At 40.4% G+C, this 19,776-nt stretch carries 14 protein-coding genes; 7 read left to right on the forward strand and 7 right to left on the reverse strand.

What is annotated here, in order from left to right; genetic code table 11:
- The first annotated feature begins 199 nt into the window (after window positions 1-199).
- Window positions 200-1,819 (forward strand): methyl-accepting chemotaxis protein, encoded by a 1,620-nt coding sequence (locus QT16_RS13955; RefSeq protein ID WP_039488778.1) that lies wholly within the window; start codon window positions 200-202, stop codon window positions 1,817-1,819.
- A 71-nt stretch (window positions 1,820-1,890) separates the two neighbouring features.
- Here the strand turns inward: QT16_RS13955 and QT16_RS13960 are convergent, their stop codons facing one another.
- The gene (locus QT16_RS13960; RefSeq protein WP_010554993.1) at window positions 1,891-2,199 is read right to left on the reverse strand and encodes a YkgJ family cysteine cluster protein; all 309 of its coding nucleotides are present in this window, start codon (window positions 2,197-2,199) and stop codon (window positions 1,891-1,893) included.
- Window positions 2,200-2,244: 45 nt separating this feature from the next.
- A complete protein-coding gene (locus QT16_RS13965) occupies window positions 2,245-4,173 on the reverse strand; it encodes a RecQ family ATP-dependent DNA helicase (RefSeq protein WP_039488779.1) in 1,929 nt (642 codons plus the stop codon).
- A 246-nt stretch (window positions 4,174-4,419) separates the two neighbouring features.
- Between QT16_RS13965 and QT16_RS13970 the strand changes: the two genes are divergently transcribed.
- From QT16_RS13970 to hepT, 5 genes are all read left to right on the forward strand, one after another.
- Window positions 4,420-5,724 (forward strand): NAD(P)/FAD-dependent oxidoreductase, encoded by a 1,305-nt coding sequence (locus QT16_RS13970; RefSeq protein ID WP_002962796.1) that lies wholly within the window; start codon window positions 4,420-4,422, stop codon window positions 5,722-5,724.
- Window positions 5,725-5,861: 137 nt separating this feature from the next.
- Window positions 5,862-7,952 (forward strand): hypothetical protein, encoded by a 2,091-nt coding sequence (locus tag QT16_RS13975; protein WP_039488780.1) that lies wholly within the window; start codon window positions 5,862-5,864, stop codon window positions 7,950-7,952.
- 117 nt (window positions 7,953-8,069) lie between these two features.
- Window positions 8,070-9,569, forward strand: a complete 1,500-nt coding sequence (locus tag QT16_RS13980; RefSeq protein WP_039488781.1) for a phospholipase effector Tle1 domain-containing protein — start codon at window positions 8,070-8,072, stop codon at window positions 9,567-9,569.
- 814 nt (window positions 9,570-10,383) lie between these two features.
- Entirely contained in the window at window positions 10,384-10,773 is a 390-nt protein-coding gene (gene mntA, locus QT16_RS13985; RefSeq protein ID WP_002962075.1) for a type VII toxin-antitoxin system MntA family adenylyltransferase antitoxin, read from the forward strand.
- Window positions 10,766-11,191, forward strand: a complete 426-nt coding sequence (hepT, locus tag QT16_RS13990; protein ID WP_002962076.1) for a type VII toxin-antitoxin system HepT family RNase toxin — start codon at window positions 10,766-10,768, stop codon at window positions 11,189-11,191. Before mntA ends, hepT begins: the two co-directional genes overlap by 8 nt.
- A gap of 173 nt (window positions 11,192-11,364) precedes the next feature.
- Here hepT and QT16_RS13995 read toward each other — a convergent pair whose 3' ends face one another.
- The 4 genes from QT16_RS13995 to QT16_RS14010 form a co-directional block, all read right to left on the reverse strand.
- Window positions 11,365-12,459, reverse strand: a complete 1,095-nt coding sequence (locus tag QT16_RS13995) for a Fic family protein (protein ID WP_039488782.1) — start codon at window positions 12,457-12,459, stop codon at window positions 11,365-11,367.
- Between the two features lie 313 nt (window positions 12,460-12,772).
- The gene (locus QT16_RS14000; RefSeq protein ID WP_039488783.1) at window positions 12,773-13,906 is read right to left on the reverse strand and encodes a DUF1570 domain-containing protein; all 1,134 of its coding nucleotides are present in this window, start codon (window positions 13,904-13,906) and stop codon (window positions 12,773-12,775) included.
- Between the two features lie 2 nt (window positions 13,907-13,908).
- On the reverse strand, window positions 13,909-14,394 hold the full coding sequence (locus tag QT16_RS14005) for a hypothetical protein (protein WP_039488784.1): 486 nt from the start codon (window positions 14,392-14,394) through the stop codon (window positions 13,909-13,911).
- Between the two features lie 309 nt (window positions 14,395-14,703).
- Entirely contained in the window at window positions 14,704-15,579 is an 876-nt protein-coding gene (locus tag QT16_RS14010; protein WP_039488785.1) for a nuclease-related domain-containing protein, read from the reverse strand.
- A gap of 508 nt (window positions 15,580-16,087) precedes the next feature.
- Here QT16_RS14010 and QT16_RS14015 point away from each other — a divergent pair.
- Window positions 16,088-19,240: a DEAD/DEAH box helicase gene (locus tag QT16_RS14015; protein ID WP_039488786.1), complete on the forward strand. Its 3,153-nt coding sequence runs from the start codon at window positions 16,088-16,090 to the stop codon at window positions 19,238-19,240.
- Between the two features lie 122 nt (window positions 19,241-19,362).
- On the opposite strand, the gene QT16_RS14020 is transcribed toward QT16_RS14015, so the two are convergent.
- Window positions 19,363-19,677 (reverse strand): hypothetical protein, encoded by a 315-nt coding sequence (locus tag QT16_RS14020; RefSeq protein WP_039488787.1) that lies wholly within the window; start codon window positions 19,675-19,677, stop codon window positions 19,363-19,365.
- Window positions 19,678-19,776 lie beyond the last annotated feature (99 nt).

Raw genomic sequence — 19,776 nt, forward strand, 5'->3', positions numbered from 1 at the left:
CACTAGGGGCATTTAGCCCCTTTTTTAATGCCTGTAAAATATGCCCCGCCAAAGTTACGCTTGTAAACTAAATTAACAATCACCTACCTTATTGCTAATAAAACTTTAATTAATAAGGCATAATGCTGCTATTGTTTAAGTATTTTCACTAATAATACAAGCTGCTCTTGCGCGTATTGACTCACACTTGGGATCAACCATGACCATAAACATGCGTTTAACGACCGGCTTTGGCGTAATTTTATCAATGATGATTATTTTAACCATTATTGGAATTTCGCGCGTTAGCCTTATTAATAATAATATTACCCACATGACCGACGTAAATTCGGTAAAGCAACGTTACGCAATTAACTTCAGAGGCAGCGTACACGACAGAGCAATAGCCGTGCGCGACGTAGTGCTAATTACCGAGCAAAGCAGTTTAAGTACCGTGTTAAATAACATACAAGAGCTAAACGCATTTTACCAAACGTCAAGCCGCGCTATGGCTAAGCTAATGGGTGATATGAATAGTGAAGAGCGCGCTTTAATTAATAAAATAAATCAAATAGAGCAGCGCACTCAGCCTTTCATTCAAGGTGTAATAAACGCTAAAAATGCAGGAAACCTAAACGAAGCTAAACGCATTTTATTAACCGATGCGCGCCCTGCGTTTACTCAGTGGCTAAATGTTATAAACCAATTTATAAACCTGCAAGAGCAAGCAAATCAAACCACCACTATTGATACTCTCGATATTGCCAGTTCATTTGAAATTTGGATGATTTCGCTCACCGCGCTTGCAATTTTAATAGGTGCAAGCGTTGCGTATGTTATTAGCCAACTGATCAGAAAGTCAGTAGGTGGCGAACCACAAGAAGCCGCCGAAGTAATTGCCCTTATTGCCCAAGGAGACTTAAGAGGTGATGTGCAGTCGTGCTGCCCAAATAGCATGATGGCTTCTGTAGGGGTTATGCAATCTAAACTAAAAACCATTGTAGATAGCATTATTAACTCATCTGAAGAGCTTTCTACGCACTCTGCAAGCGTAGCGTCTGGCTCGCAGCAAGCACTTAGTGCCGCTGACGCACAAGTAACTTATACAAACTCGGCAGTAAGCAGCCTAGAAGAAATGAGCCGCAGTATTAATGCTGTTGCAGGCTCTGTTAAACAAACAGAAGATAACTCAAAAATAACCGCACAATTATCGCAGCAAGGTAGTATTGCAGTGCAAAAAGTAGCGGCCGAAATTGAGCAAATCTCAGTAACCGTAAAAGCCACAGTTACCCAAGTAAACGTGCTGCAAGAACATGTAAAACACATTGGCGATATTTTAAGTGTGATCCGCAGTATTTCTGATCAAACAAACTTGCTTGCACTAAATGCGGCAATAGAAGCTGCAAGAGCAGGCGAAACAGGCCGAGGGTTTGCTGTTGTTGCTGACGAGGTAAGACAACTTGCCCAGCGCACTGGCGACGCAACAGGCGATATCGAAAAGATGATTTTGCAAGTACAAGAAAACACGCAAGCGTCGGTAACAGCTATGGAAACCACAGTACCACAAGTAGAAAATGGCCTAACGCTTACTCACGAAGCAAACGAGTTACTGCATCAAATACAGCAACAAGCTAACGACTCATTAAGTAACGTGCTTGAAATTGTTGAATCAACATCAAACCAAGTAGCCACCGTGGCGCAAATTAGTACTGGCGTAGAAGAAATTGCCAGTATGTCCAAAGAAACCAGCATGTCGCTTAACAGTAACGCACAAGAAGCCGTTGCATTAGCTGACCTTTCAAACACACTTAAAAAGTATATTAGCTACTTTAAAGTTTAATTTTTATAGTAAGCAATAAACAAAGGGGCTTTTAAGCCCCTTTGTTGTTTATGTACATTAATAATAGCGGACTATATACCCGCTAAATCACGCTCGGTAATACACTCACCCGAGGCCATTTCAAACTCGCGACATACTAATGGGCGGTTTTCGTAAATAGAGCACATAAGCGTATTACGGTCGAGTGCTTGGCACCAGCCGTCGTCAGCGCGTTTCATTACTTCGCTGCCCCATTTATCATATTCTATATAGTTAAAAGGCACGCCGGTGTCGGTTACTATGCGCACTTCTAATTGGCAACAACAGGCTTGGCAGTTAGCACACGTAACGGGCTCTGGGGTAGTAGAAATATTTTCAACAGGAATAACAATATGAGGCATAGTGGCTTACTTTTTTGAATAAGCCACTAGGATACAGTAACTAATTTAACGCGCTAGTAGTTTTGCTTTAATATCGCTGTAACGCATTTGCTCACACAGTGCAAAACCACTCAGCTGGCGTACTTTATTACGTGCAAATAACGGCACACTCATCCCTGCTAAAAAGCGGCATTGGGTTTCAATACCCACATTGTGATTACCTTTGTCTGCCATATGCGCTAAAAACTCATCTACCTTTTGATAAATAAGTTGCTCGTCAATATATGCAGGCTCTATAGAGTATTCAAGCTTAACCGCATGGCCTCTACACACACTACAATGCCCACATTGCTGTGGTGCATTTTGATCGTCAAAATAGCGCGCTAAGTTATAGCTTAAACAACTTTGTAGCTCAAAAAAGCGTACAAGTGCAGCAATACGTTTAATTTCGGCTTGTTCTTTATCACTGAAGTAGTCATGTAGTTGCTGGGCAAGTTCTGGGTTATTTATAACCTCGCTATGCACTTTGTATACTTGGGTAATACGTTTGGTTTCGAGCGTTATTAGGTTTTTTTCGGCTAGGTAATCAAGGGCTGCCACTACGCGTTTTCGATCAACCTGCGCGGCTTGCGTAAGGGAGTCAAAATTTAGCGTGCCCCATATTTTTTTAAAATCGGTATGGCTAAATATTTGTGTTAAAAATGCTTGGCGTTGCTCATCAAAATGACCAAGTAGCTCGTTTTTATCAACCAAAAATTTGTACTTAAAATCAGCGTAGTAGGCATATTGCGGCGTTATAGCGCCTTGCATTTCAAGCTGTACGAGTAAGGTTTTAAGTGCCAGTTGGCGAATATTACTTTCGCTTGATAAGCTGTATTCTTGCATTTCCCATTGCTGGTGGCTTTGGCGAATATCGTTAATTACGTATTCAATACCGCTAAGCTCAGGGGTGTCGCCATATACAAAGTTTTCAACCGTATTTAGCCCATCTAAATTGGCAAGGGTGTAGCAGTTTGATGGATTGCCATCGCGCCCTGCTCGGCCAATTTCTTGGCTGTAGTTTTCAATCGATTTTGGTAAATCGTAATGTATAACAAAACGAATATCCGATTTATCAACGCCCATACCAAAGGCTATGGTTGCCACCACTACGTTAATTTTACCCGCCATAAAGTCATCTTGAATTTGCCAGCGTAGCGTATCTTCAAGCCCCGCATGATACGCCACCGCGTGCACACCTTGTGCACTTAGCACATTAGCAACTTGCTCAGCGCTTTGCTGTAGCGTTACATACACAATACCAGGGCCACTTTGCGCGCGCACAATGTTGGTAAGCTCGGTGTTTTTATCGGCGGTTTTAACGCTCAACACACTTAAATCTAAATTGGCACGATAAAAGCCCGTTTGCACAATACACTCAGGCGATATAGCAAATCGCTCTGCCATATCGCGTTTAACTTTTTTAGTCGCCGTTGCCGTAAGCAGCAATACTAAAGGAATATTAAGCTCTTCGCGGTAACGTGGCAGTTTAAGGTAGTCGGGTCTAAAGTTATGGCCCCATTCAGATATACAGTGCGCTTCGTCTACCACTAACATCGAAAGCGCCACCTGGCTTATAAACTCTCTAAAACGCTCGTTTTTAAAGCGCTCAACCGACACCATTAATACTTTAATTTTACCATTTCGCACATCATTCATTACGGTGCTGCTTTGCATTTGATCTTGGCTAGAATCAAGGCTTGCCGCGTAAATACCTTTGCTATTTAAAAAGCTAATTTGATCTTTCATCAATGCAAGCAAAGGCGAAACCACCAAGGTTAAATTTGGTAAATGCAATGCAGTTAATTGATAGCACAACGATTTACCCGAGCCGGTCGGAAATATAGCCAACGACGATTGACCATTTAAAAGCTGCTCTATAGTTTGTTGTTGCCCTGTTCTAAATTGGCTAAAACCAAAGTGCTGCTCAAGTGATTGAATTAGTGGCGTGGTCATAAATGTCCTTTTCGGTGTTTTTAACAGCAATTTAACTGCACAGCTAAACTATAAGAAAGTGAGTATAACTTATATGCCTTTATTCAGCATTTTTTGCTGACATCACCTTTATTTAAGCGCAAAATAGAGCACTATAAAATGAGTAGTAACTGCTTGTTGCCAAAATAATTTATTGATACCCAAGTCATCTTAAAAAACTAATAAAAATACAGATCACTTGGGTATATTATTTTTGAGGGCAACGTTATGAATATTACTACACCTAAAATCGTCGTTATTGGCGGTGGTGCTGGCGGATTAGAACTCGCAACGCAATTAGGTCATAAATTAGGAAAGAAAAAACAAGCTGAAATTCTGCTAATAGACAAAAACCGTACCCACATATGGAAGCCGTTACTGCACGAAGTAGCGACAGGCTCTATTGACCCCGATTTAGATGGCGTTGTGTATTCAGCCCATGCTGCAAAACACCACTATAACTTTCAACTTGGTACTTTTTGCAATATAGATCAAAGCAATAAAACAGTTACCCTTGCACCACTTTTAGACGAGCTAGGCCACACAATTTTACCCGAGCGCACCGTGCGCTACGACCACCTAGTAATTGCCATTGGCAGCGTAAGTAACGACTTTAATACCCCAGGTATAAAAGATCACTGCTACTTTTTAGACTCAAACCAACAAGCAGAGCGCTTTCAGCATTCATTACTCGACAGCTTTACACGCCTTCACCAAGACGACAACCAACAGCAATCACTTAATATTGCCATTGTAGGCGGCGGTGCTACGGGTGTTGAACTCTCAGCTGAGCTTTACCATGTGTCTGAGCTATTAAAGCTTTATGGCTTAACAAATATGTCGTCTAAGCGTTTGCATATTCATTTAATAGAAGCCGGACCACGTATTTTACCAGCATTACCTGAGCGTATTGCCGTAAGTGCTAAACGTGAGCTATTAAAACTTGGCGTAAACGTGCGCGAGCAAACACAAGTAAAAGAAGGCACCGCACAAGGCTTTATCACCAAAGACGAAGAACACATTGATGCCGATATTATGGTGTGGGCAGCGGGCGTAAAAGCACCTGATTTTATTAAAGACTTAGGTATTTTTGAGCTGACGCGCAGCAACCAAATTCAAGTAAACGAGTTTTTACAAAGCACCGTAGACGAAAGCATTTTTGTATTAGGCGATTGCTGCGCATTTACCCAAGCCGATGGCAAGCAAGTACCACCTCGTGCACAATCGGCGCATCAAATGGCGCAGTGCGTCGAAAAAAATCTAATCGCAACGCTAAAGCAGCAACCACTACGCGGCTTTAAATACAGCGACCATGGCTCGTTGGTTAACTTATCAAGCTACAGCACTGTGGGTAATTTAATGGGCAACCTAACCAGCAATACCTTTTTTATTGAAGGTAAAATTGCCCGCTTTATGTATATATCTTTATACCGTATGCACCAACGCGCCATACACGGTAGCGCAAAAACCTTTGCATTATGGATAAGCGAAAAAGTGCTGCGTGTAGTGCGCCCTAAAATGAAGTTGCACTAATAAATTAAGTACGCTCACAAAACCACAAAAAAGCTTTAAGAGTTAATAAGTATTATCTCTTAAAGCTTTTTTGCACTTTGCGTACCTAAAGTAGTACGATGTGAGAATATTTTAATAACATCAAAGGATTGGCGGTTATGAAAAAGCTACTTCTCGGACTTATAATTATAGCGGCTTTGGCAGTATATCTATTTAAAAACCAGCCTAACACAGCCGCTGTAGAGCAGCCCAACGTGGCTGCACCAAATGCCACTGAGCCTAACTTAGTTAATAAAAAGCAGCCTGCAGAAGGCACCCCGCTACGAATAGTCACAGATCTAAAAAAAGATATTCGCCTTTGCAGAGATCAATCACAGCAACAACATATAAAAATAAATAATTTAAACCAATCGCTTGTTTCATTTTTTGTGAGTGAGCTTAAAAAAGGGACGTCGGTCCCTACGATTTTAAAGTATGCAAACCTATCAGAAATCAATAAGCGTCAATACATTGCCTTTTTGAGAGATGCCATAGTTACTGAGCAAAAACAGCAGCTTAATATTACTAGCTCTTTAAACGAATTAGCTAATTGGCAAGGCATTGAGGCAATTAAAGGCTTCACCAATGATAAAATAAAAGAAATGATTCAACAGCTTGGAGATAATAAGCATAGCCCTCCAGGACTTACTCTGAGTGTACCCCTTGATGAAAATGTACAAAAAGAAACCCTTTATGCTTTATTAAACAACACAGATACATTTACCACTTACTCTAAAACGTTTATTAAACTTGAAGGCAGTGAGGTTATTTCCCCGGCTACATTGTTTGTGCTTAATGCAAATAAATTTACGCCAAAAGAGTTTGAGCAGGCAATTTCATCTAATCAATTTACGGTAAATGAAGTAGCTACTGCGATTAAAAATAACATTCCTAATGAGTATATTTTTGCGCTTATGAAGCAGGTACCGGCACTGGATGCTATGCCGCTGTACGAAGAAAATTCTGTTTTGTATAACATGGCTGATATTGCCGTAAGCCAGTTTAATTTACCGCTTGTAAAAGCACTGCAGCAACTAGGCGTAACACCAACCAATCAGCCAGGCTTATTTACGGGTTTAGACGTTGCAATAGTAAGCCTGCCTAAAAGTGGTAACTTAACGCTAGCCCCTTTAGATGCAAAGCATACTCAAATGTTAAACTACCTTACAGAGCAAGGCTATAAAGCTCATATCGGCAATGCTAGTGACTACCTAAATAGCAAAGGCGTTTTTTTTGTAAGTGATTTTATTTACCAGCAAGGCGCCTATATTAATGGCCAGGAAAACCCTGAGCAATATGCTTACTTTAACCCTATTGGTAAAATAGACAACGCCACATTGCCCCAAGTGAGTGAGCCCGATAATTCTGATGTTGCACGTTTTTTAGTAGATTTGAAGCAACAAAAGAAAGATCTAGATAATAAAAGACAAAACTGTGAACTATTACAGCAGCAGTTAAGCGCTACTGAGCAATTACACTCTACTATGCGAGCATATAATACGGTGCTAGAGGTAAAAAAAGAGCACGGTAATAACTTCGAATATGTTTTACAAGAACAAGACCCCGTATTAGTTAATTACTGGTGGAGTATACTAAGTAATCAGCTTTCAAACGATAGAAGTCATAGCGCGTTCAGCCAATATTTGTCTAAAAAAGATTACCAAAAAGCTTATGAGTACAGCCTTAGTAAACCATTAACTCAAACAGAAACCGATACACTTTTTTCATTCCTACTATTAGAGCCTCATGACTTTATAGCGATCTGGCAAAGCCGAGTTGAACCTAAGCCACCGAGTGATTTAGCAAGATTAAGTCGTTTTCCTCTTAGTCAATGGCAAAAGCTTAAACAAGCTGGTTTTGATTTTTCGATTACCGATACGTATGGGCGCGACGTTTATGTACAAGCTGCATCGTCTTCTGTCGAGGTAGTACAATTTCTCATTGATAATAAAATACCCGCTGATTCAGAAAAATTAGGCGTAGATATACTCGACCTAGCGCTTGAGCAAAGCTACACCAAAGGGGAGTTAAGCCCAATGATTCCTTTAGCCCTACAGCTTGTTGAAAAAATTGAACCGAATCACCTTTCTCGCGCAGCACGATTAAAAACGTTTTATCCTGAGGTTTACGAGCAATTAATTAAGTTAAACCCCGCATTAAAACCCGCAGAGGGCACGCAGCTAAATCACTATACTTTTAATAACCTATAACCCGCACTTTTAATACGCCAACAAATTAGTTGGCGTATTTGTTACTAACCCAAATATTGTCTTTAATATTTAACATTGTCTGTGTAGAGTATTTAAAACAACTAAGGAAATTGGGTTATGACGGGTAAAACGCTAATTTTTAACTTTGACGGCACAGGAAACGAGCCCCGTGATGCAGAGCAATTTAGCTCAGAGCATTTTAAAGAAGACTCTAATATTACCAACATTCTAAAATTGCATTTACTGCTTGGCGGTAAATTAGAAGACTCCCCCATTACTCCTTTTGCTAACCAACTCAGTTTTTATTATCAAGGTATTGGCACTAAAGGCAGCCGCCTTAAACGCATTTTAAACCAAACTCTTGCACCTCGTGGCGACGACGTAGCCAGTATTTTAAATCAAGCGTTAAGCGACTTTAAAGCTCACTACCTAATAGGCGATACCATACTGCTAACGGGTTTTAGCCGAGGCGGTGCACTAGCTAGGCGTTTTGCCAAAATTCTAGAGCCTTTAATTGCTGATAATGTTTACGTATGTGTGTTTGATACTGTCGCCTCTATTGGCTTATCAAAAGTAAGTAAAGCCACACGCGGCGCAGAGCACGTTATTTTTGAAAACCACACCATAGCCAACAACATTACTCACGCGCTGCACTGCGTAGCCCTTGATGAAAAACGCCGTGCGTTTGAACCCACACTCATGAACCATCAAAGCAATATTACCGAGCTATGGTTTGCAGGAGCGCATTCAGACATTGGCGGCGGTTACTACCGCGATGGCCTAGCCGATATTTGCTTGCGCTACGCACTTGAGTGGTTAATAGAACAACCGCTTAATATATCGTTACTCACTAGCCACGATATAGATTACGAAACCCTACTCCCCGATAGCAACTTAGTAGCACAAGATGACGTAACCGTAACGCCCGATCCGCTCGCATTAAGCCATCAACAAAATTACTTTTGGTTTAACCCATTTTTTAAATTAGTAGATAGGCAGTGCTATGTATTAATTGATGACGAAGCCAGCAACCTTGAGCCTTTAGTGCACTTCAGCGTAGCCGAACGCATTAATAAGCTAACCAGTTACCGCCCAGAATCGCTAAAAAAACTGCATTACAAAATTAGCTATAACGACAACACCACACTTAGCTTTATTGGTTTAAGCCAACATATAGAACTGGCTAATCAAAACATGAATGTGCTGAGCATTAACCAAAGCCAAGATGTAATGGTATTTGCCTCTGAGCAATACAACGCAACCGGCCTTATGCTAGAGCAAGGCGCTACGTACCGCTTTACCCCTTACCCAAATCAATACTGGTTTGACGATGGCATAAAGTGCACGCCATTAGGCTGGAACCGCGACAACGTACAACTTGGCGTAAAAGAAATCCCCATGGCTGTGCTTGAACCATTTAGACGATTTCCTCGCGCACAATGGTTTTCACTCATTGGTGCTATTAATAAAAACGACGACCACCTTTTTGAAATAGCCAACGGCGCCGATATTAAAATGGATAAATCTGGCGAGTTTTGCCCATTCGCAAACGACCTAAGCCGCTTTTATGGCGCTAATGCCGGAAAAATAAAAGTGAAAGTAACGCGGTTGGAATAAGAGGAAACCGAAGCTTTTAAATTGTAGGCTGGAATTTACATCGCGCTTTGGCTTTATAAAAACACCATGCGAGGTATAAAACCTCACCTACAACAACTCAAACACCACACTCAACAAACCCGTAGGTGCGATTTTACATCGCGCTTTGTTCTTTAGTAACGGCTCATAACTCCCAATCAACGCTACAAAGCCCGCCTAAACACCTGTAGGCGCAAAGCTTGCTCGCGCGAAAAGCGAAGCTTTTAAACCGTAGGCGGGAATTTACATCGCGCTTTGCTCTTATAAAAACACCATGCGAGGTATAAAACCTCACCTACAACAACTCAAACACCACACTCAACAAACCCGTAGGTGCGATTTTACATCGCGCTTAGCTCTTTAGTAACGGCTCATAACTCCCAATCAACGCTACAAAGCCCGCCTAAACTCCTGTAGGCGCAAAGCTTGCTCGCGCGAAAAGCGAAGCTTTTAAACCGTAGGTGCGATTTTACATCGCGCTTTGGCTTTATAAAAACACCCGCGAGGTATAAAACCTCATCTACAACAATTAAACCACTGCACTGAACAAACCCGTAGGTGCGATTTTACATCGCGCTTTGGCATTATAAAAAACACCATGCGAGCTATAAAACCTCACCTACAATAATTCAAACACCACAATCAACACTACAAAGCCCGCCTAAACACCTGTAGGCGCACAGCTTGCTCGCGCGAAAAGCGAAGCTTTTAAATTAAATAAAACAAATATCAGTTTTAATGTTCACTATAAAACTGATAGGTTATTATTACTGTTTTTATCAATGGTTACTTTTTCGTGGCAAATGAAGTTATACAAAAAATAATTGAGTATTTACATCAAAACACCGACATTGATGTAGTTTGGCTATATGGCTCCCATGCAAAAGGGACAGCTCAGCCTCATAGTGACATTGACTTAGCCATAGCATTTAAAAACTTTGATCTGGAATCGTTCGATAAGCGCCTTAGGCCAAAAGAGCTTGAGCTTGAAATAAGTAATGCACTTAATCTTAACGAACAACTTATTTCGATTGTTGATATAAATATTATTCCAAGTTATTTAGCTTTCAACGTTATTGAATATGGAAAAATAATTATAAGCAATAATAGTGTTAGAGCGATGAAAGAGCAGCAGCGTATATATAGCCAGTTCGAATTTGAAACCATAGCGAGTAAACATGACTGATACCGGAATTACACTTTATTTAAGTGAAGTAACACGCCATATTGACGAATATATGCAAGAACTCGACGAACTCAGTCAAATCGATTCACTTAATAGTAGAGACTACCGAGCTGCAGAGCGATTACTACAGTTAATGACCGAGGTGTGTATTGGTTTATCAAAGCATTGGCTAAAACAGCACAAAAGTAGTACCAGTAGCAACGCCTATCAAACATTTAGCGAACTTACTAATTTAGGCTTTTTGAGCGAGGCAGAACTACTGTCATGGCGTAAAATTATAGGCTTACGAAATGCTCTTGTTCACGATTACTTAAATATTGACCAAAGTATCGTTAAAACAATCATTAAAAAGCAACACTACACAACTATGCACGCATTTAGTATTAAAGCGATTACAGAGCTAAACAAAGATTCATAGATAAAACCTCACCTACAATAATTAAACCACTGCACTGAACAAAACCGTAGGTGCGTTTTTACATCGCGCTTTGTTCTTATAAAAACACCCGCGAGGTATAAAACCTCACCTACAACAATTCAAATACCTATTCGCCTCACTCAATGAGGTGAATAATATGTGTAATTGCCTCATTAGGCAATTTTGTAACGTGTACTACGCCCACCTGCGGCGGTTTTTGTTAAAAATCCAAGCGTTTGCAAGTCCGATAAATGGCGTGTTGCGGTTGCACGGCTAACCTTAGCTACCTTTTGATACTGACTCGCACTAATACCCTGTTCAAATTGGCCATCAAGTAACTTATTAAGCACTTTTACTTGCTGCTCACCTAGCTTTGTTTGATCTTTACTTGCCCAGTAATTGGTTTTAAAAATTGTTTGCTCAATATTATTAAGCGTATGGTGTATCGCATTATTAAGCGTACATAAAAACCAATTAATCCATTGGGTAATACAAAGATCTCCACGTTGAGTGGCTTCAAGCACCTCGTAGTAGCTTTTTCTGTCTTCTAAAATAGCCACCGACATAGCGTAAAATCGAATTGACTCAGCATGTTCTTGCGCTAATGCCAGGTCGGTTATAAGGCGTGTAATACGCCCATTACCATCCTCAAGTGGATGTATTGTTACAAACCATAAATGTGCGATAGCTGCCCGAATAAAAGGATCTATTTGAGGTTCGTTTTGCGTTTTGTTAAACCAGTTAAAAAATAGCGAAAGCTCTTTATTTACTCGCTCTTTAGGAGGCGCCGTAAAATGTAATACCGGTTTATCTAAGCGCCCCGATACCACTTGCATTGGCTCGTCACCACGCAATTGCCCGCCCTCAATTTTAGTAAATAAGCTTTGCTCACCTGCAAACAATAAGCGATGCCAATTAAGCACTCGCTCTAAATTAAGCGGTGAGTCTGTGTTATTTATTGCATCAAGCATAATCTCTGCAAGATTATCGCTTTGCACTGTTGTTGGGTAAGGTTGCTCATTAATATTGAGCTTTTTAGCAAGAGAAGAGCGAACCGAAAATGCATTAAGCTTTTCGCCCTCAATCGCACTGGAGTGAATAATATTTGCAAGTAAAGTATCAAGGGCTTGCTGCTTTTGTTGAGCACTTTGCACGCCCATACGCCCTACTAATAAACCTTGATTATATGAAAGATCCCTTAGTAAAGGAGCAAGCGCTGCAGCATCCCACGTAAAGTTTGGCCAGTTTTGCTGTTGCCATATCCACATAGTCTTTAGTCCTAAAGGTAATTAGCCTCAGTCTATGTTATTTATTTGCCTCATGCAATGAGGCGAATATAAGAGTTAATTGCCTCATTACTTTTAAGCGCTACATTGAACAATAATTCACTTTTCAATGATAAAAAATGTATTTTTAAGCGAGGTATAAAACCTCACCTACAATAATTTTAAACACCACTTTCAACAAAATCGTAGGTGAGATTTTATATCGCGCTTTGGCTTTTAAATAAGGTCAAGCTCAACACCTGTAGGCGCGAAGCTTGCTCGCGCGAAAAGCGCAGCTTTTAAATTTTTACCTTATTTAAAATATATGCGCTTTTAAAGGCTTTTTTAACCTCTGAGAATATTCGCGATTAAGATTAGGAAATTGCTTATACATCATCGTTTTTAATTGCTTTTCAGATAGCTTATTACAGAGGGATTCTTGCTCAGCAAGCATTATATTCTTTAGTAACACTCTCCCTGCTTGAGTATCCATTAAAAAGTAAATTGCAGCCCAACTGCTTGCATACAACTTACTGATGTCACCTTTTTTCCATGAGTCATCCAAACCCACTAACGAATCAATCGAAAATACACTTTTAGTAATATTGTTATTTTTCGTCCATGAACTATTCGGCTCAACAATAGCTGTTTGCATATTATTTTTAGTAAGCTCAAAGTATTCAGCAAACCCCTCATTAAACCATCTCGGGGTGTAACCTAAGACCGCTTTATTAATGGCGTGCACTGCTTCATGTACCGCAGTTCGCATTGCACTGTGTGCATTATCATAATGAATAAAAGCAGAATTACTCGCGTGAAAATACATACCCGCAGTGTTTGTAGGGTCACCACCGCGTTGCTTTATTGCGGCCTCATAAGCGCGGCGCGTAGGCAATACCGTTAAATTAAGCTTTACCTTTTTAAGTGCATGTACGCCAATAATCTGTCCATATACTTTAAATACAGTATTGAGTTTTATGCGTAACTCTTGGTTAAATGACGAAGGTAAATTAGGCGTATTTAAAGTGAGGTCAAAGTAATCTAACGGTTCAATAAAACCAGTATCGTAAGTTGCTACTGCGAAGTCCGGTTTTTTATCACTAAAATGCGGTACACCGTCACTGTCTATCCACGTAAATATATCGCTACTTCGTTTATATTTAACCTTACCCAACGACACATCCACGCAGCGCGTATTGTTAGCTTGCGATAAGTGATTATCGGCAGATACTGATACATTTTGTAAAGTTGCCGTGCTCACATTTTTGAGTTGTTTAGTTGCTAACGGTTCAGTAGCTAACTGCGTCGATAAACTATTATAAATTCGTTTAACCTCGCCTATAGGATCGTAATAATTAAATACCCGTCCAGTAAAATGATTAGCAATGAGCGCCGATGCTATTAGCAGCACAAAAAATACAAACACCACGCGCAATTTTGTTTTAAACATCTTTATGGGCGCTCTTGCCACTGTGCTTCAAACAACTCTTTTTGCTTACCCCGATACTCGCTACACCACACAAAGTCGGCCGACTCCATCCCTTTTTTACGGCAACGTTTAGGCAATTTATAAAATTTTGACCAAGCATCAAGCTTAGCAGCATCTTTATAGCTATCGCTGTGCAAAGACATGTTTGATACTTTTTGATTGAGTAACCAATTGCTATTAGGCGTACGGGTTGGGGTAGAAGAAGTAGCCTGATAAGCGCTACCACTCTTTTTAGGCTTACTGCAGTGATTAGCAAGTAAGGTAAATAGCGCTTTATCGCGTGCAGTTAAACGCTCACCTTCTTTATTACTGTAGCCACTTCTAAATTGAGAGCGAATAGCTTCGCGCTGCTTTTTAATGCTATCGCATTGGGCTTGTGTGTAAGCCTCACCAGCTTGAGGAAAAGTTGTAAATACGCTAATAAATACCAGTAAAATCCATTTAATCATTATTCATTCCCTGAATTAAAACTTTAAAATAGTGTACCTATAAATATGAAAAAACACATCAACATTACTAATCCAAAAAGCAAAAATTAAAGCTGTGGGTGGGAATGCACCTTGTGTCTGGTTTTTATAAAGCACCCGCGAGGTATAAAACCTCACCTACAGTAATTAAACCATCGCACTCAACAAAAGCGTAGGTGCGATTTTACATCGCGCTTTCTCTTTAGTAACTAGCTCATTACCTCAATCAACAAGCAAAGCCCACCTAAACACCTGTAGGCGCTCAGCTTGCTCGCGCGAAAAGCGTAGCTTTTAAATTGCCTTACTATCGTTTAAGGCTCGCTGCACCACTTGATAGCAAATAGCACGCTGCTGCTCTTGATTTAAGCTAACTTGTCGCATTGAAAGGATAGTTTTAACTATTTGTTTATGAGAAACGATTGGAAAGATTGGTCTCTGCTTTAGTTCCACAAACCAACCAGGGAAGCATAAAACAGGTAAAACCGGAGTATTAAAACCGGTAGATTCATAAAGCCATTTATTCACCCAATTAGCTTGGTTTTGAGCTTGCTCTAATGGCTTGCTTTCAAACCAAGAAGGAAATGCTAAATGGTTATTCTCAAATTTAACTTTGTAATTTGTATCGTCTTTTATTCGTTTATGTCTGCCTTTGGTTTCAATAGCAAATATTCCATTTGGCCCAACAACTAAATGGTCAATATTAAAACCATCTGCTTGTATATCATGAAATACCTGGTAACCGTGTGACTGTAATTCTATAAGCTCTGAAGCAACTGCTAATTCTGCATCACGTCCTAGTTTTAGCTTTATTAAGTCGTTAGATTTAACCCAAAGCTTTCGTGCCACATACGTTAGTCCCAATGCAATCACGATAATTAAAAAGTAATTGAGCTTGCCGCTGGCAAACATTTCAGCAATTCCTTTCAAAGCAAAAGGCATGGTGACTATCAAAGCAGACAAAAAGACTAAGCCTATTACATCTAAAACTTTATCATTAACTTGTTCATTAAGTGTCTGCGCTGCAACACGTTTAAGCTTTTTACGATCTACAGGTAGTTTTGCATTCTTCTGATGAATCCATATTTTGATAAATAAAACACCTAATAGTGAATAAACACTACCAATAACAAATAAAAGGCTTAAACCTTGGTTTAATAAATCATCCATGATGAGTTCCTATAATCACAATGTTTACTTTATACATTAAAAACAGGTACATGTCGCATCATTCAAACCCACACTACAAAGCCCACCTAAACACCTGTAGGCGCTCAGCTTGCTCGCGCGAAAAGCTAAGCTTTTAAAATAATTTACAAATATCGCGTTGGCGATGGCAACCAAGGGGCGGATACCGCCGACCGCCCCTTGGAACCCCACGGCGCCCCTCAATTTCACTTATCCTTAAACAAATAATTAATATGAACGTAAACGCGATGAACGCACATCCATGTGCAAGCATCCCTTTCCTCGAATCCATGCGAGGTAATTACTCATTAATTATGTGTTCTCAGGTGAAGTTGAAGGGGGGAATTTCTTAGCATCATCATTTGATTACTCTCTCGGCTAATACTTAACTCACACGTTTGTACTTAATTACTAGTAACTTAGTCGATTATTACTTGTAGCTGTACCGTATTTAAGTAAACTAACTACTCGCAAACAGGGAGTGGTTTTAATGCAGCAAATTGGTATTTACGAGCAGTTAATTACGCAAGTAATTAAGCAAAACTTAGATCGTGATCAATTTTATGTGGGCGAGCGCCAGCTTGAAACGGCCGAAGCGGCAACATGGCTTTCACGTTTTTTAGGTAAGCTTGTTGAGCATGCCATAAATGCCATTCCTAACTCAAACGAGCGCCTACAAGAACAAATTAGCCTAGCTAATAGCCTTGTACTTTGGCTTAAAGATCATATTCGTGATGACGAGCTAATTAACGAAAACCTTATCGACAGCCAAGGCCGAATACTTACCGCGCTATTTAATACCCAAAACCCGATTGCGGACAACCTTAAAGATTACTCAAGCGATATATTCCCAATAACAGGGCTTACCCAAAGTGAATTATTTTGTGGCGCAAAAAAGGGGATATCGCTCGAAAGCGAGCTAAAGCGCGAGATTAAATCGTCCGACACTATTTACTGGCTTGTCTCATTTATAAAATGGACGGGTTTGCGCATTTTTAAAAATGAGCTTGAAGCGTTTACTAAAAGCGGTAATAAACTCAAAGTAATTACAACCTCGTACATGGGCGCAACGGATGCTAAAGCCGTTGATTTTTTAGCAAACCTACCAAATACCGAAGTAAAGCTAAGTTATAACAATCAACAAGAACGTCTACACGCTAAATCATACTTATTTATGCGCAATACGGGTTTTCATACAGGCTATATTGGCTCGTCTAACTTATCGCATTCGGCGCTTACCAGCGGCCTTGAATGGAACTTAAAAATTACCGCGCAAGAAATTCCGCACATAATAGCTAAAACCAAAAGTACGTTTGAAACCTACTGGGAATCAAAAGACTTCGAGCTATTTACAGGCGCTGTTGAGTGTAAAGAAAAGCTCATTAATTCACTTAACGAGCAACGCGGTGTTGGGCAATCAAGCAGCCAGTTTTATTTTGATATAACACCAAAAACGCATCAACTCGCTATCTTAGAAAAACTAAGTGCTGAGCGCAGCGTACATAAACGCTTTAAAAACTTAGTAGTTGCCGCAACCGGCACAGGTAAAACCATAATATCGGCGTTCGACTTTAAAACTGTTTACGATAAAAACCCAAACGCACACTTTTTGTTTGTAGCCCACCGCGAAGAAATACTAAAACAAGCGCAAAGCGCTTACCGTGGCGTGCTTAAAAATAACGACTTTGGTGAGTTGTGGGTAGGTAACTACAAACCACAACGCTACAACCAATTATTTGCATCCATCCAAACGCTGAACAGCCAAATTGAATCGCTCAATTTAACTCGCGATTACTACGACTACATAGTAATCGACGAAGTACATCACGTAAGCGCTACCAGTTATCGCGCTATATTAAACCACTTTACGCCTAAAATATTGCTTGGCTTAACCGCTACACCAGAGCGACAAGATGGCGCAAATATACTCGATGATTTTTGCGGAGTAATAGCCGCTGAAATTCGCTTACCAGAGGCAATAAATCAACGCCACTTATGCCCGTTTCAATACTTTGGACTAGATGACGACACCGACCTAAGCCAAATAACATGGCGAGGCGGCCGTTACGATATAAGCGAACTAAGTAACCTTTATACAGGTGAAAACAGCCGCGCTAACAAAATTATATATAGCCTTGCTGATATCGTAACCAATGTTCACGCTATTAAAGCACTCGCGTTTTGCGTAAGCCAAAAACACGCTGAATTCATGGCCTCTAAATTTAACTTAGCAGGCATAAACGCCGATGTACTCACCAGCAAAAACACTAATGAGCGCGCGACCAAACAGCAAGCACTACGCCAAGGCGAAATACAAGTACTTTGCGTGGTTGATATTTTTAACGAAGGCGTCGATATTCCAGAAGTCGATACACTATTATTTTTACGCCCAACTGAAAGCCTAACGCTGTTTTTACAGCAACTCGGCCGTGGTTTGCGTTTACCCGACAACAGCCAAAAACAGTGTTGCACCGTACTCGATTTTGTAGGCAACGCCCGCCCAGAATACGACTTTGCCAGTAAGTTTCGCGCACTCATTGGTAAAAGTAGCCAGCCTATAAAAGCCGAGATTGAAAACAACTTCCCGCATTTACCGCTGGGTTGCCGTATAGAGCTACAAAAGCATACTCAACAAACAATATTAAAAAATATTCAGCAAGCTATAAACTCTAAACGTCGTTTACAGCAGCTGATAAATAGCTATTCGCAACACACTAATGACGCGCTAACGCTAAGTAACTTTTTACGCATAAACCCACAAGTCACGCTTGAAGATATATACAAACCAAAAGATAAAAAGCTCGGCGGTTGGCACTGGCTTAAAGGCGATGAAATACCAGCAGAACAAGCCGATATTTACGCCGCGTATTACCGCGCTATAAACACTCAATTACTCGGCTGCGACTCAATCAGTTATTTATGCTTTTTACGTGATTTATGTAATAACAACTTTAGCTTTACCCAAACACCACAAAATCAACAGTATGCGCTTATAGCGCATTACAACTTTTGGGATAACACAGGTACAAGCTTAGGGTTTAAAGCCCTTGAACAAAGCTTACAAGCACTTAAACACAAAGAGCTACAGCAGGAGCTTGAACAAGTAATTACGCTATTAATAAACCGTATTCACCAGCAAGAAAGTGATTTAGCGTGCCTACCAAACCACGCAATAAAATTACACAGCCGCTACACTCGCCAGCAAATACTCGCAGCTTTTGGGGCTCACACGTTTGATAAAAAATCGACCGCCCGCGAAGGCGTTCTAGAATTTAAAAACCAAAACCTAGAGCTGTTATTTGTAACACTTAACAAGTGCGAAAAAACATATTCACCAACCACGCTGTATCACGACTACGCAATCAGCCCTACCCTGTTCCACTGGCAAACGCAAAACAGCGCCCGCCCAGAACACGGACGTGGCCTAAGTTATATTGAACACCAGCAAACAGGCAAAACTATCCTGTTATTTGTGCGTGAGCAAGGCAAAGATGAAAACTGCAGAACCATGGGATTTGTAAACTACGGCGAGGTAAAATACCAAAGCCACAACGGCAGCCAGCCGATGAATATAACGTGGAAGTTAACAAGCCCCATGCCAAGTGAAATGTGGAATGTGGCTGGAAAGTTGGCGGTTGGGTGATGGATTTGAATTTAATAGTTTGGACGAAATGGGCCTAATTTACTAATAGGTTTACACCAATACTATTTCTAATAGCTGGCTGGTGAGTGCCATCAGTAGACATGGTAACGGCATTGTTAGGGCTATTTCATGACAATTGCTACAAAAAAAATAAACCCAATGCCTGGTGCAATCCAAGCAACATAATCTGTAGTAATTTCATCTAACTTACTCTTTTCTAAAAACACGCCGATAAGAGGCTTTATTACAAAGTATATAGCCAACCCTGCGATATGTGTCCAAAGAACCATGAATCCTGTACCAACAAGGAGTTTAAAAATACTCATACTTGGTTCTTTCTCAAGTAGTAACAAGCCTATTGCTATGCAATAAATGGCGAGTGTTGTTTTGTTGTAATACTTTTCACTAGGGAAATCGTCTTGCTTTTTCTTATCCATTCCAACTGCCTTTCTTGTTATTCATAACCTTGCGAGGACACTGCTAAAGTTTAAGTTACTGTACGCTGCATTTTATGTGCCCTAACAGCTTATTGAACA

Origin of the sequence: Pseudoalteromonas distincta, from assembly GCF_000814675.1 — a bacterium.
Lineage (GTDB): Bacteria > Pseudomonadota > Gammaproteobacteria > Enterobacterales > Alteromonadaceae > Pseudoalteromonas > Pseudoalteromonas distincta.

What these genes read in the sequence shown, in the direction of transcription:
- QT16_RS13955 (WP_039488778.1), top strand. Translation starts at nt 200, where the DNA reads ATGACCATAAACATGCGTTTAACGACCGGCTTTGGCGTAATTTTATCA.
- QT16_RS13960 (WP_010554993.1), bottom strand. Translation starts at nt 2,199, where the DNA reads ATGCCTCATATTGTTATTCCTGTTGAAAATATTTCTACTACCCCAGAG.
- QT16_RS13965 (WP_039488779.1), bottom strand. Translation starts at nt 4,173, where the DNA reads ATGACCACGCCACTAATTCAATCACTTGAGCAGCACTTTGGTTTTAGC.
- QT16_RS13970 (WP_002962796.1), top strand. Translation starts at nt 4,420, where the DNA reads ATGAATATTACTACACCTAAAATCGTCGTTATTGGCGGTGGTGCTGGC.
- QT16_RS13975 (WP_039488780.1), top strand. Translation starts at nt 5,862, where the DNA reads ATGAAAAAGCTACTTCTCGGACTTATAATTATAGCGGCTTTGGCAGTA.
- QT16_RS13980 (WP_039488781.1), top strand. Translation starts at nt 8,070, where the DNA reads ATGACGGGTAAAACGCTAATTTTTAACTTTGACGGCACAGGAAACGAG.
- hepT (WP_002962076.1), top strand. Translation starts at nt 10,766, where the DNA reads ATGACTGATACCGGAATTACACTTTATTTAAGTGAAGTAACACGCCAT.
- QT16_RS13995 (WP_039488782.1), bottom strand. Translation starts at nt 12,459, where the DNA reads ATGTGGATATGGCAACAGCAAAACTGGCCAAACTTTACGTGGGATGCT.
- QT16_RS14000 (WP_039488783.1), bottom strand. Translation starts at nt 13,906, where the DNA reads ATGTTTAAAACAAAATTGCGCGTGGTGTTTGTATTTTTTGTGCTGCTA.
- QT16_RS14005 (WP_039488784.1), bottom strand. Translation starts at nt 14,394, where the DNA reads ATGATTAAATGGATTTTACTGGTATTTATTAGCGTATTTACAACTTTT.
- QT16_RS14010 (WP_039488785.1), bottom strand. Translation starts at nt 15,579, where the DNA reads ATGGATGATTTATTAAACCAAGGTTTAAGCCTTTTATTTGTTATTGGT.
- QT16_RS14015 (WP_039488786.1), top strand. Translation starts at nt 16,088, where the DNA reads ATGCAGCAAATTGGTATTTACGAGCAGTTAATTACGCAAGTAATTAAG.
- QT16_RS14020 (WP_039488787.1), bottom strand. Translation starts at nt 19,677, where the DNA reads ATGGATAAGAAAAAGCAAGACGATTTCCCTAGTGAAAAGTATTACAAC.